Genomic DNA, 12,519 nt, shown 5'->3' on the forward strand with positions numbered 1-12,519 from the left:
TGGCGCACCGTCAAATATGAGGAGGTCTACCTCCGCGCCTATGGCGATGGCTGGGAAGCCGAGATCAGCCTGGCCCGCTTCTTCTGGAGGTATGGCCATGTAAGACCACACAGCTCCTTGGGAGGCAAAACTCCCCATGGGGTCTACACTGAGACCAAACCCTGTTCCTCCCGCCCGGAGTTAACGATGTCAGGGGGCGAATCTGTCCAGTAAAAGCCGTCCACCTCACTGTTGCTGCCCCAGTTCATGGAGCTAGCGAGCTCTACGGAACCGAGGAGAAAGACGAGGCTGCTTTGGAGAAGTCATGCTCGCCCGACGGCTGCCGATGCCCCCCGATTTGAGGGTAAGGAATATGGGCTCATCGGTGGCAGGCGCCACAAGCACGACTAGGAGGCTGTTGCACGTAGATCACGAAAGCAAGCTTTGCTGGCTTTTTGTTCCTTCCTAGGTTCATTCCGTGATCTCAGGACGAGACAAACCGTGCAGTTGGCATGACCTGCCAATGGAGCTAGAGCCACTGCGGTTCAGTCGGTTTGAAGGTCTTCACTTCGCAAAGAATTGTCGATCTCGGTGAGAAGGCCTTGAGACGCTTTGGCCCCGAAATGAGGTCAAGATTCTAGTTTGCATTGCCAATTTGGCTACGTGCAACAGCCTCCTAGTGCCGGAGCTGCCGCCATCAGGCCAACCTCACGACCGGCACGATCATGGAGTCGCCTCACGTTATCGCTGACCACCTGGTTTCTCGCTTTCGATTTGGTGGACCAGGCCATGTCTGCAATTTCTTCCCTCACCTTGATGCGTCATCTCGGGGTGAACTACCGAATCGCCTGGCTGATTCACAACAAGATCATGCAGGCGATGAGCGAGCGAGCGGGAGGAGACCTATGTCCTGCGGGGAAAGGTGCAGGTAGATCGTACCTACCTTGGCTGAGAACGGTATGGCAGCCGTCTCTCTCGATGATGCGGGCCACCCTCGGCACGTGAAGCCAGGTCGTCGGCCATGCCAGTTGCTGCCTGCCGCGTACGGCCGACACAGTTTAATGCTGCCCAGTAGGACTCAAGCAATGGCAACCTCAAGAGCAGCTGTAGTTCAGTTCAAAGTCGCCGTCGCGGATCCTAGGATTGTTCACGGCTGGTCATCGTTGAGAAACAGCTCTGCCGGCCGTGCGTGTAGATCGCACTGTCCCACAATGCCCACCTCTGCTGCTGCGGTGATGCGCAGGGCCTTGAAGTCGACGACGCGGTGGATGAACCGCTGCGCTCCCTCCGGGCTCCAGAGGCCACCGCCGATGAAGTAAGTCCCTGGCCAGAGCCCACCGTGGAAGTGGAAGCGGATCGACCACCGGTGACCGGCCTCGATCCATGGCACTAGCTCTCCCCGCTCCGGATGGATCTGCCCTGTGACCCGGCTGCCCGTATGGCTGGCCACGTGGCAGCCGAAGGCCACTTGGCTGAGGTCCTGCTCGGCTGTGTAGTGAAACTCGAGCATGAATGGCTCGCCGTAGGGGAGCACGTTCGCGATCAGGCCATCCATGCTCCTGATCTCAAGCGCTTCGATCACCGCCCCATGGCTCGGATAGACCATCGTGGAGGCTGGCTGGAGGTTGGGGTCCAGGTGGGGCGTGGTTTTGACGCCGGATTCGAAGGTGATCAAGCTTGATTGTCCATGAGCTGCGCCGATCTGATCCAGGCGCGGTGTTCCGGTGGATCCCCCGGTGCCGCTGTTTCCGTCAACCTCCTGACCTGATCCCACGATGGCATCCCATTGCGCGTCGTCGGCGTAGCTGAGCTGCTGGTAGAGCGTGGTGATTTCCGCAGGCTTTCCCCATCGCCTGCCCTTGCCTTTGTGCATCAACAAAGCCACATCACAATGCTGAACGATCTGCGGGCAACTGTGGGTGACCAGCAGGATCGAGGTGCCCTGGGTCTTGAGTTTTTCCAGATGGGCATAGCATTTCTTCTGGAATAGTTCATCACCTACGGCAAGTGCCTCGTCTACCACCAGCACATCCGGGTCAATGTGGGCCTGCACGGCAAAGGCCAGCCTTACCGCCATGCCGCTGGAATAGGTTTTCACCGGCTGATCGATGAAGGCGCCGATGTCAGCAAAGGAAAGAATGGCCTCGAGCTTCGCTTCGATCTCAGCCTGACTCAGGCCGAGTACCGCTCCATTGAGAAACACATTCTCCCGGCCGCTGAACTCCGGATTGAAGCCACTTCCCAGCTCCAGCAAAGCCCCCACCCGTCCGCGAACTTTCACGTCGCCGCTGCTAGGGGTGAGGGTGCCGCAGATCAGCTGCAGCAGGGTGCTCTTGCCGGAGCCATTGCGCCCAACGATGCCCAGGGTCTGGCCACGGCCCAGGCGGAAGCTGAGGGGCTGAAGGGCCCAGAACTCCTCATACAAACGCCGACGTTGTCCCCAGAACGCCTGCATGAGTCGATGGCGGGGGTGCTCGTAGATCCGGTAGACCTTGCTGAGCGAACGCACCTCCACGGCCGCGAGTTCTTCGCTTGCTGCCGTGGAGGTACCGGCCGGCTGAGCCCTGATGAGAGGCCGCTCAGATGACATCGGCGAATCCTCGGCGGGCTTTCTGGAAGCCCCGATAGCTCAGCTCGCACGCCGCCAGGGCCAGAATGGTTCCCAGAAGTAGATAGAGGGGGCTGGGCATCAGCCCGCTCACGGCCACCCTCCGGGTCTGCTCAATGATTATCACCAGGGGATTGAGCGAGAGAATGGGCTGCCAGCGCTCGGGTAGCGAACTCAACGGATAGAACACGGCGCTGAGAAACATCAGCATGCTGAGGGCCACGCCAACAGCCTGGCCTATGTCACGCAGATAGACCCCGAGGGCCGAGAGGATCCAGTTGATGGCCAGACAGCCCCCGATCAAGGGAAGCCATACCAGGGGGAGCCAGAGCATGGTGAGCGGTACTCTCCCCTGCGCCAAGAGCTGGAACAGCGCGAGCACCACCAGGCTGGTGAGGGCATGGAAGCAGGCGGAAGCCACGTTCACCACGGAAAGAAGATCCAGGGGAAAGATCACCTTGGTGACGTAATTCGAATTTGCCAGAATCAGATTTGGTGCCTGCCCGGTGCACTCGGCGAACAGATTGAACACGATCAGGCCGGCAAACATATTGATTGCGAAACCAAGGGGGCCTGCCTGCTGAAGATCACCCCAGCGCGCCTGAAACACCTGGGAAAACACAAAGGTGTACACCGCCAGCATCAACAGCGGTGTGAGAAAGCTCCAGGCCCAGCCCAGCATCGACCCCCGGTAGCGTCCAGCCACCTCTCGCTCCACCAGCCTCCAGAGAAGTTGGCGATGGGCCAGCAGGCTCCGCTGAAACGTGAGGCGCATCATCCGTGCCATCGCCGCTTTCCTCAACCATCACCTATCGGACGGTCGCCCAGGAACTCCAGGATTTCCCGGTCCTTGAGGCTCTGGGCGCGGCCGCCGCAGGCCTCCTGGATGGGCCGGCCGGCCGCCACTTCGCGCAGGCAGGTCTGCAGGCGGCTGAGTTCGCTCTCGAGGGTGTCGATGCGCTCCATCAGGTTGCGGATCACCTTGGCTTCGGCGTCCGGCAGCTGGGAGTGGGCCAGCGGATCGATGCGCACGCCCGACTGATGAATGACACGGCCCGGCACACCCACCACGGTGCTGTCGGGGCCCACATCGTGCAGCACCACCGAGCCGGCGCCGATGCGGGTGTTGGTGCCCACCGTGATCGCTCCCAGCACCTTGGCTCCCGCTCCCACCACCACGTTCTCCGCCAGGGTGGGGTGGCGCTTGCCGTGCTCCTTGCCGGTGCCCCCCAGGGTGACCCCCTGATAAAGCAGGCAGCGGTTGCCGATTTCCGCGGTTTCACCGATCACTACCCCCATGCCGTGGTCGATGAACACCCCGTGGCCGATGGTGGCGCCCGGATGGATCTCGATGCCGGTGAACAAGCGCCCGACCTGCGAGCACAGTCGAGGCAGCAGCGGCACCTGCAGGGTCCAGAGGCGGTGGCTGAGGCGGTGCAGCACCAGGGCCTGGAAGCCGGGATAGCAGAGTAGGATCTCGAGGGTGCCCCGGGCAGCCGGGTCCCGTTCCTTGATGATCCGCAGATCCGCCAGCAGGGGGTTCAGGTAGCGCCTGATCATCCGGCCTGTGCGGCTGGGCCGTCGCTGTGGCTGTCACGGGGGCCGATCAGGCCGATCTCCTTGCGCAGCAGATCGATGGTGGCGGCGCCCAGATAGCTCTGGGCACAATGCACCTGGGGCAGGCGCATCAGCTGGGAGCGGTTCTGGCGCAGGGTCTGCTCCACCAGGGGCAGGCTGGGGCGGTCGCAGAGCACGTGGCTGGCGGCCCGCAGCAGGGCCAGCAGGCGGCTGCCCACGTCGGGGTTGGCGGTCATCACCAGCAGCTCATTGCCGCGCATGCTGTGGAGGATCACCTCGGCGGCGCGCAGGATGCCAGGGCTGATGCTCACCAGGCCCACGCAGCTGCCGGACCGCAACTCCTTGAGCAGGTTGAGCTCGTGGTGGAAGTCGTTGAGGTCGACCGCCACGGCCCGCACGCCGAAGCGCTGGGCCAGCTCCTCCACGGGCTGGAGGAAGTAGCGGCTGGTGACCACCGTGCCGTTGCTGGAGCTCTCGAGCACGGCTTCGAGCTCCTCCATCGGCACCACCTCCACGGGCACCTCCAGGACTGGCACCAGTTCCTCGGCGATCAGCATCGAGGCGCCGATGTCCTCGCGGGGGGTCGAGACCAGCACGCGGGCGCCACAGCGCAAGCGCCAGTCGATCTCGCGGGTGAGCAGCTCACGGGCCTGCTGCAGGGTGCAACCGGCGTTGAGCAGCCCGTCGACGCACTGGCGCACTTCCCGGTCGATGTCGGGGCGCAGGCGGTTGCGCAGGCCCGGCGGCACCTTGAGCTCCCGCGGCTTCTGCTGGTCGCGCACATAGATGCCGGAGCCGGCCATCGCCTCCACCACCCCGTCGTTCTCCAGCTGGCGGTAGACCTTGCTGATGGTGTTGCGGTGCAGGCCGGTCTGCATGGCCAGCTGCCGTGTGCTGGGCAGTCGATGGCCCGGGGGGTAGTGCCGGGCGGCGATCGCAAAGCAGATCTGGTTGTAGAGCTGGGTCGACGCCGGGATATCGCTTTCCTGCTGGATGTGGAATCGCACGCCGGAGGAAACCAGTACGGGTGGGGCCACCCTACGGAGCTTCGGCGCTGGTGACAATTCCCCCTGTGGCATACGAGCCTGTGCCGGTTGCTGCCGTCACAGTGCAGGGGCCGGATCAGGCGTCGCTGGTGGCTGGTTCGGCGTTGCTGAGCTGCCGGACCGGGGAGGGAATGGTGCGCACGGCCTTGGCGGCCAGGGCGGCGGCGTCCTTCTCCTTGGTGAGAGGCGTCTTGCGCGGGGTCAGGAACATGATCATGTTCCTGCCTTCCCGCTTGGGATCTTGCTGGATCTCGGCGCTCTCCTCAAGGTCTTTGGCCATGCGGAACAGCAGTTGCTCGGCCAGGGCCGTGTGCTGGATCTCGCGGCCGCGGAAGATCACCGTGCACTTGACTTTGTCGCCGTCCTTGAGGAAGCGCACCGCCTGGCCGATGCGCACCTGGTAGTCGTGCGAATCGATCTTGTAGCGCATCTTGACTTCCTTGACCTCGGTCTGGTGCGACTTCTTCTTGGCTTCCTTGGCTTTCTTTTCCTGCTCGAACTTGAACTTGCCGTAGTCCATGATCCGGCAGACCGGCGGATCGGCTTTCTCGCTCACCAGCACCAGGTCAAGGTCGCGGTCCTTGGCCACCTCCAGGGCTTCTTCCCTGGTGATCACCCCGAGCTGGCTGCCGTCGGCATCCACCACCCTGAGCTGGGGGTAGCTGATGCGGTCGTTGATGTTGGGGAGCTCCCGGACGGGGGCGCGGCGATCGAAACGGGGACGAGGTGGCATTCAGAGAGGCGAGGGGACGGGCAGTGGTGTCGTTGACTCTGGTTAGACCAGAGAGTCACCCTAGGACGCGCTGCACCGCTGGCAATGCCTGGTGCAGGGGATCGTCGCCCTCCAGCCACAGGGGTTGATGCTGGCGCCGGAACCAGGTGCGTTGTCGTTTGGCGTACTGCAGGGTGCGGCGGCTGGTCAGGGCGATGGCCTCCGCTTCCGTCAGCTCTTTGGCCAGCAGCGAGCGGGCTTCGCCGTAGCCGATGGTGGCCAGCAGGGGCAGGCCGGCGCCGTAGCGGCTGATCAGTTGCCGGGTTTCCTCCACCAGGCCATCGCTGTAGAGCTGCTGGCTGCGCCGGCTGATGCGCTCGCGCAGGTCCGGGGGGTTGAGGCCCAGCTCCAGCAGTCGCCAGGGGGGCGGGCAGGCTCTGGGCTGGGCCGTGTGCGGCCGGCCCGTGGCATAGATCACCTCCAGGGCCCGTTGGGTGCGCACGGCATCGGCGGCGGCGATACGCCCGGCGGAGAGGGGATCGGCCTGAGCCAGGAGCTGGTGGCAGAAGGGCTGACCGAGCTGCTGCAGCTGGGCCCGCAGGGCGGGCTGGGGTGGCACCGCCGGTGGTTCGAGCCCCTGGGTCAGGGCACGCAGGTAGAGGCCGCTGCCGCCCACCAGCAGGGCCACACCCCGGCGGCGGTGTTCGGCGGCGATGGCCGCCCGGGCGACGGCGCAGAACTCCTGCAGGTTGATCGGCTGGTCGGGATCGCGCAGGTCCAGCAACTCATGGCATACCCGGGCGCGCTGCTGGGCGCTCGGTTTGGCAGTGCCGATGCTCATGCCCCGGTAAAGCTGGCGGGAATCGACCGAGAGCACGGCCAGATCCAGGGCTTCGGCCAGCTCGATCGCCAGGGCGGTCTTACCGCTGGCGGTGGGTCCCATCAGGGCGATCAGCAGGGGCGGCAGGGGCATGGAATCCTGGGGGGTGCATCCCTGGTCTGAACGGGCCGTCAGAGGCCCCTGGGGGCGGCTGTGAGCCTTCGGTGGTAATCTTGATGGCTCGGGCAGGGGTTCGGGCGCTGCATTCGCCCTTCAACCACCCTTTTCATTGCCCAAGCCTTTATCTTCCCCCATGGACCTCGCCGTCCGCCTGGTGTGACCTCCGGAATGAGCGACCCCTCCAAGATCCAACACGCCTACGGTGCCGAGCAGATCCAGGTGCTCGAGGGCCTTGAGCCGGTGCGCAAGCGCCCGGGCATGTACATCGGCACCACGGGGCCGAGGGGGCTGCACCACCTGGTCTATGAGGTGGTCGACAACTCCGTTGACGAGGCCCTGGCCGGCCACTGCGACGCCATCCTGGTGCGCCTCTGCGAGGACGGATCCGCCGAGATCACCGACAACGGCCGCGGTATCCCCACCGACGTCCATCCCCGCACCGGCAAGTCGGCCCTGGAAACGGTGCTGACCGTTCTGCATGCCGGCGGCAAGTTCGGCAGTGGCGGCTACAAGGTCTCCGGCGGCCTGCACGGGGTGGGCATCTCCGTGGTCAATGCCCTCAGTGAATGGGTGGAGGTCACCGTGCGCCGCCAGGGCCAGGTGCACCGCCAGCGCTTCGAGCGCGGCGCCCCGATCGGCAGTCTGCGCTCCGAGGACGACTCCAGTGGCGCCACGGGCACGGCGGTGCGCTTCAAGCCCGACGTCGAGATCTTCAGCGGTGGGATCGAGTTCGATTACACCACGCTGTCGGGGCGGATGCGTGAGTTGGCCTATCTCAACGGCGGCGTGCGCATCGTCTTCCGCGATGAGCGCGAGGCGGCCAAGCAGCCTGATGGCACCCCCCACGAGGAGGTTTACCACTACGAAGGCGGCATCCGCGAGTACGTCACCTACATGAATGCGGGCAAGGATCCCCTCCACCCCGACATCATCTACGTCAACGCCTCCAAAGATGGCGTGCAGGTGGAAGCGGCGCTGCAGTGGTGCGTGGATGCCTACTCCGACAGCATTCTCGGTTTTGCCAACAACATCCGCACCGTTGACGGCGGCACCCACATCGAGGGACTGAAAACGGTGCTCACCCGCACCCTCAACACCTTTGCCAAGAAACGTGGCAAGCGCAAGGACGCCGACTCCAATCTGGCTGGTGAGAACATCCGCGAAGGTCTCACGGCCGTGCTTTCGGTGAAGGTGCCGGAACCCGAGTTCGAGGGTCAGACCAAGACCAAGCTCGGTAACACCGAGGTGCGCGGCATCGTTGATTCGGTGGTGGGCGAGGCCCTCGGTGAATTCCTGGAGTTCCATCCCCAGGTGATCGACCTGATCCTGGAGAAGGCGATCCAGGCCTTCAATGCGGCTGAGGCGGCCCGCCGGGCCCGCGAGCTGGTGCGACGCAAGTCAGTGCTGGAGAGCTCCACCCTGCCCGGCAAGCTGGCCGACTGCAGCTCCCGCGACCCCTCCGAATCGGAGATCTACATCGTGGAGGGTGATTCAGCTGGTGGCTCCGCCAAGCAGGGCCGTGATCGCCGCTTCCAGGCCATCCTGCCCCTGCGCGGCAAGATTCTCAACATTGAGAAAACCGACGACGCCAAGATCTACAAGAACACCGAGATTCAGGCCCTGATCACGGGCCTGGGCCTGGGGATCAAGGGTGAGGAGTTCAACCTCTCGGCCCTGCGCTATCACCGCATCGTGATCATGACTGATGCGGATGTGGACGGCGCCCACATCCGCACGCTGCTGCTCACGTTCTTCTACCGCTACCAGAAAATCCTGCTGGAAGGCGGCTACATCTATATCGCCTGCCCGCCTCTCTACAAGGTGGAGCGAGGCAAGAATCATACCTATTGCTACAACGAGCAGGATCTCAAGAAAACCCTCGGTGGGTTCGGGGAGAAGGCCAACTACACGATCCAGCGCTTCAAGGGCCTCGGCGAGATGATGCCCAAGCAGCTGTGGGAAACCACGATGGATCCCACCACCCGCACGATGAAACGGGTGGAGATTGAGGATGCTGCCGAAGCTGATCGTATCTTCACAATCCTGATGGGCGACAAGGTGGCCCCGCGCCGCGAATTCATCGAAAAACACAGCGCCGAACTGGATTTCGCCCAGCTCGACATCTGATGGACTGGCGCCTGCCATGGGTGCTGGGGCTGGCCCTGATCGCTCCAGCAGCGTTGCCGGCAGGGGGTGGCGAGCGCCGCTCACCGGAGCTGCGGCGGCGCCAACACCACGACCCCCTGCTGGCGAACGGGTCCCTGGCCCTGCGTTGCGCCCCCCGGCACTCCGCCCCTACCCTGGCCCAGCTGGAGCGCAGCGAGCCCCTGCGCTTGCTGCGCACGTGGTGGGAACCCGGTGGTGACCGTTGGCTGCAGGTTCAGATCTCCAGCCCCGCGGCCGGGCAACCGAGCCGCGGCTGGCTTTCAGGCTGATGGGGCCGACCGGGCTGGATGTCCTGGCATGACGTGCTGCTGGTGGCTCTCGGAGCTGTTCCAGGGGCCTGGCTGCGGCTGCGGCTGATTAACCATTTCGAGCCGATGCTGCCCCGCCGGCACTGGGGCACCTTCGGGGTGAACGTGACCGCCGCCTTCGCCCTCGGCCTGCTGGTGGCCCTGGAGCGGCGATGTGGTCTGGGAGGCAGTGGCTTGATGCTGCTGCTGGCCACCGGTTTCCTGGGCAGCTTGAGCACCTTCTCCACCTTGATGGTGGAAGTGCTGCAGGTCGTGCGCCAGGGTCAGCCTGGCGAGGCGGTGCAGCTGGCGGCCGCCTCCGTGCTGGCCGGGCTGCTGGCGGTGCAGCTGGGGTTACTGATCGGGGCCGCCTGAGATGAGACGCCGCCTGCGCTTCGCGTTGTGGGAGCTGGGGCTGGTGGCTGCCGGGGCCGTGCCCGGGGCGTTGTTGCGCTGGCAACTCGGGGTTCAGGTCGGTCCGCTGCTGGCCGCCGGGGCCGGCGGGGTGGCAGCCGCCAACTTGCTCTCCAACCTGATGGGTTCGTTCCTGCTCGGGATACTCGCCGGACCGATCCCCTGGCGCGCCCCCCTGCTGCTGCTGGGGGGCATCGGCTTCTGTGGATCGCTCACCACCTTCAGCTCCTGGATGCTGGATCTGGTGCGCCTCAACGGCCAGGGTCAAGCGGCTGAGGCCCTGACCCTGCTGATCGCCAGCCTGGGGATGGGCGTGGCCGCCGCTGCCGCCGGGCTGGCCACCAGCCGGCGGTTGCTGCCCAGACTGGCGGCCTGGGTCAGGTTCAGGCGTGGACTCAGGCCGCCAGGGCCGCTTCGATCGCGGCGGTGAGTTCGGCGCCATCGGGTTCGACGGCACTCTTATAGCGGCCCAGGACGGTGCCGTCCTTTCCCACCAGGAACTTCTCGAAGTTCCACTCCACATCGCCGGCCGGCTCCACCGTGGTGAGCAGGTCGTAGGGCGCGGTCTTGACGCCCTTGGCGTGCACCTTGTCGAACAGGGTGAAGGAGGCGCCGTAGGTGGTGGAGCAGAACTGCTGGATCTCGGCCAGCGTGCCCGGCTCCTGGGCGCCGAAGTCGTTGCAGGGGAAGCCCAGCACCTGCAGCCCGCGCTCGCCGTAGGTCTCGTTCAGCTTCTGCAGCCCGGCGTACTGGCGGGTGAAACCGCAGCGGCTGGCCACATTCACAATCAGCAGCACCTGGCCCGCAAAGTCACCCAGGCGCTGCTCAGCACCCGTGGCACCGCGCACCACCACATCCGACACATTGACAGTCATGGACATTCCTCAACCGGCCGGACCCTAGGCGGGCCGCGTCGCCGCGATGGGCCTTCGCCCATACACTCGGGAAGCCGCGATCCTTCAGGCCGATGAGCGAGGGAACCAGCGGCGGCGGCGCCTCCACTGCAGGGGTGGCCGGCAGCAGCCGGCTGCCCGTGGCCGAAGTGGTGGCGCGACAGTTGCAGGCTCTGCTCAACGCGGGCAATTACGGCGGCGTCAAGCTGCTGCTGGAGCCCGTTCAGCCCGTCGACTGCGCTGAGGCCATCGGCGCCCTGCCCCAGACCCTGCAGGCCCTGGCCTTCCGCCTGCTGGCCAAGGACGAGGCCATTGAGGTCTACGAGTACCTCGATCAGCCGGTGCAGCAACTGCTGCTGGAGCGGCTGCGCTCCGGTGAGGTGCTGGAGCTGGTGGAGGAGATGTCACCCGATGATCGGGTGCGGCTGTTCGACGAGCTGCCCGCCAAGGTGGTGCGCCGGCTGCTGGTGGAGCTCAGCCCGGCCGAACGGCGGGTGACGGCCCAGCTGCTGGGCTACCAGCCCGAAACCGCCGGCCGTCTGATGACGACCGAATTCATCGATCTCAAGGAGTTCCACAGCGCCGCCCAGGCCCTCGACATTGTTCGCCGCCGCGCCCGCTACACCGAAACCGTCTACAGCCTCTACGTCACCGACGCCTCCCGCCATCTCACAGGGATCCTCTCGCTGCGCGACCTGGTGACGGCCGATCCTGAGGACCGCATCGGCGATGTGATGACGCGGGAGGTGGTGAACGTGACCACCACCGCTGATCAGGAGGAGGTGGCCCGCATCATCCAGCGCTACGACTTTCTGGCCGTGCCGGTGGTGGATCTGGAGCAGCGGCTGGTGGGGATCGTCACCGTCGACGACGTGATCGACGTGATCCAGCAGGAGGCGACCCGCGACCTCTACGCCGCCGGCGCCGTGCAGGCCGGCGATGAGGACGACTACTTCCAGAGCAACCTCTTCACCGTGGCCCGCCGCCGGGTGGTGTGGCTGCTGGTGCTGCTGGTGGCCAACACCGGCACCTCGGCGGTGATCGCCTCCGAGGAAGGGGTGCTCCAGGAGGTGGTGCGGCTGGCGGCCTTCATCCCGCTGCTGATCGGCACCGGCGGCAACGTCGGCGCCCAGAGCTCGACTGTGGTGATCCGTGGCCTCAGCACCCAGCGCATCCAGGCACTGGGGCTGTGGCGCACCGTGGGCCGTGAAGCGCTCTCAGGATTGCTGCTGGGGCTGCTGCTGGTGATCGTGGTGGTGCCCTGGGCCTGGCAGGTGGGTGGCGGGATGCTGGTGGCCACCGCCGCTGGCATCAGCCTGGTCTGCATCACCACCCTGGCGGCCACGGCCGGAGCTTTGCTGCCGCTGCTGTTCGACCGGCTGGGCCTGGATCCAGCCCTGATGTCGGCGCCCTTCATCACCACCGCCACCGACGTGGCCGGGGTGTTCATCTACCTGAAAACGGCGTCGTGGCTGCTGAATCACGTGGGCATGCCGGCCTGAGCTGGGAGGGCTCGGCGGAACTCGTGCCATTCCTGAGAGTCCCTTCACACTTCTTCAGGTTAGGCTTCACACACCGTCAGAAGTTCCCTCGTCGTGGTCGCCGCCCTCTCCAGCCCCCCAGCCGCCCTCCAGTCCGTCCCCGAGGCGAGCCCTCGCCAGGCCCCCATCGCCGTGCGCACCCTGCCGCCGGTGGATGGCGACCTGGTGCGCTCCTACCTGCGAGACATCGGCCGGGTGCCTCTGCTGACGCATGAGCAGGAGATCACCCTGGGCCGCCAGGTGCAGGAGCTGATGCGGCTGGAGGAAGCGGAGCAGGAACTGGAGATGCGTGCGG

At 65.3% G+C, this 12,519-nt stretch carries 14 protein-coding genes and 1 pseudogene; 8 read left to right on the forward strand and 7 right to left on the reverse strand.

Translation table 11 applies throughout. From position 1 onward, the window contains the following. On the forward strand, positions 1 to 213 hold a 213-nt coding region (locus KBY67_RS14005), incomplete at its 5' end, for a transposase (protein WP_255111696.1). Between the two features lie 446 nt (positions 214 to 659). Next, positions 660 to 986 (forward strand): annotated as a pseudogene (locus KBY67_RS14015) (IS1595 family transposase); the annotation flags it as partial. Positions 987 to 1,126: 140 nt separating this feature from the next. Here the strand turns inward: KBY67_RS14015 and KBY67_RS14020 are convergent. The 6 genes from KBY67_RS14020 to miaA form a co-directional block, all read right to left on the reverse strand. Continuing rightward, a complete protein-coding gene (locus KBY67_RS14020) occupies positions 1,127 to 2,494 on the reverse strand; it encodes an ABC transporter ATP-binding protein (protein WP_255111697.1) in 1,368 nt (455 codons plus the stop codon). 64 nt (positions 2,495 to 2,558) lie between these two features. Then, on the reverse strand, positions 2,559 to 3,362 hold the full coding sequence (locus tag KBY67_RS14025) for an ABC transporter permease (protein WP_255111698.1): 804 nt from the start codon (positions 3,360 to 3,362) through the stop codon (positions 2,559 to 2,561). Between the two features lie 23 nt (positions 3,363 to 3,385). Beyond that, on the reverse strand, positions 3,386 to 4,147 hold the full coding sequence (gene cysE / locus KBY67_RS14030) for a serine O-acetyltransferase (RefSeq protein WP_255111699.1): 762 nt from the start codon (positions 4,145 to 4,147) through the stop codon (positions 3,386 to 3,388). Then, the gene (locus tag KBY67_RS14035) at positions 4,144 to 5,172 is read right to left on the reverse strand and encodes a GntR family transcriptional regulator (RefSeq protein ID WP_255111701.1); all 1,029 of its coding nucleotides are present in this window, start codon (positions 5,170 to 5,172) and stop codon (positions 4,144 to 4,146) included. The genes cysE and KBY67_RS14035 overlap by 4 nt, the downstream gene beginning before the upstream one ends. A gap of 115 nt (positions 5,173 to 5,287) precedes the next feature. Continuing rightward, the gene (gene infC / locus KBY67_RS14040) at positions 5,288 to 5,944 is read right to left on the reverse strand and encodes a translation initiation factor IF-3 (RefSeq protein ID WP_255111703.1); all 657 of its coding nucleotides are present in this window, start codon (positions 5,942 to 5,944) and stop codon (positions 5,288 to 5,290) included. 55 nt (positions 5,945 to 5,999) lie between these two features. Then, positions 6,000 to 6,896 (reverse strand): tRNA (adenosine(37)-N6)-dimethylallyltransferase MiaA, encoded by an 897-nt coding sequence (miaA, locus tag KBY67_RS14045; protein WP_255111705.1) that lies wholly within the window; start codon positions 6,894 to 6,896, stop codon positions 6,000 to 6,002. Positions 6,897 to 7,091: 195 nt separating this feature from the next. On the opposite strand from miaA, the gene gyrB reads away from it, so the two are divergent. From gyrB to KBY67_RS14065, 4 genes are read left to right on the forward strand one after another with little or no spacing between them, the layout of a single operon-like run. Then, positions 7,092 to 9,050, forward strand: a complete 1,959-nt coding sequence (gene gyrB / locus KBY67_RS14050) for a DNA topoisomerase (ATP-hydrolyzing) subunit B (RefSeq protein WP_255111706.1) — start codon at positions 7,092 to 7,094, stop codon at positions 9,048 to 9,050. Continuing rightward, positions 9,050 to 9,358: an SH3 domain-containing protein gene (locus tag KBY67_RS14055; RefSeq protein ID WP_255111707.1), complete on the forward strand. Its 309-nt coding sequence runs from the start codon at positions 9,050 to 9,052 to the stop codon at positions 9,356 to 9,358. Before gyrB ends, KBY67_RS14055 begins: the two co-directional genes overlap by 1 nt. A gap of 18 nt (positions 9,359 to 9,376) precedes the next feature. After that, positions 9,377 to 9,751 (forward strand): CrcB family protein, encoded by a 375-nt coding sequence (locus KBY67_RS14060; RefSeq protein WP_255111708.1) that lies wholly within the window; start codon positions 9,377 to 9,379, stop codon positions 9,749 to 9,751. Between the two features lies 1 nt (position 9,752). Further along, positions 9,753 to 10,220: a CrcB family protein gene (locus KBY67_RS14065; protein ID WP_255111709.1), complete on the forward strand. Its 468-nt coding sequence runs from the start codon at positions 9,753 to 9,755 to the stop codon at positions 10,218 to 10,220. Here the strand turns inward: KBY67_RS14065 and KBY67_RS14070 are convergent. Further along, the gene (locus tag KBY67_RS14070) at positions 10,186 to 10,665 is read right to left on the reverse strand and encodes a glutathione peroxidase (RefSeq protein WP_255111711.1); all 480 of its coding nucleotides are present in this window, start codon (positions 10,663 to 10,665) and stop codon (positions 10,186 to 10,188) included. The two genes, KBY67_RS14065 and KBY67_RS14070, sit on opposite strands and share 35 nt — an antisense overlap. 92 nt (positions 10,666 to 10,757) lie before the next feature. Between KBY67_RS14070 and mgtE the strand changes: the two genes are divergently transcribed. Beyond that, positions 10,758 to 12,185, forward strand: a complete 1,428-nt coding sequence (gene mgtE / locus KBY67_RS14075; RefSeq protein ID WP_255111710.1) for a magnesium transporter — start codon at positions 10,758 to 10,760, stop codon at positions 12,183 to 12,185. 93 nt (positions 12,186 to 12,278) lie between these two features. Further along, on the forward strand, positions 12,279 to 12,519 hold a 241-nt coding region (locus KBY67_RS14080), incomplete at its 3' end, for a sigma-70 factor domain-containing protein (protein WP_399214531.1).

Origin of the sequence: Synechococcus sp. RedBA-s, assembly GCF_024345495.1 — a bacterium.
GTDB lineage: Bacteria > Cyanobacteriota > Cyanobacteriia > PCC-6307 > Cyanobiaceae > Regnicoccus_A.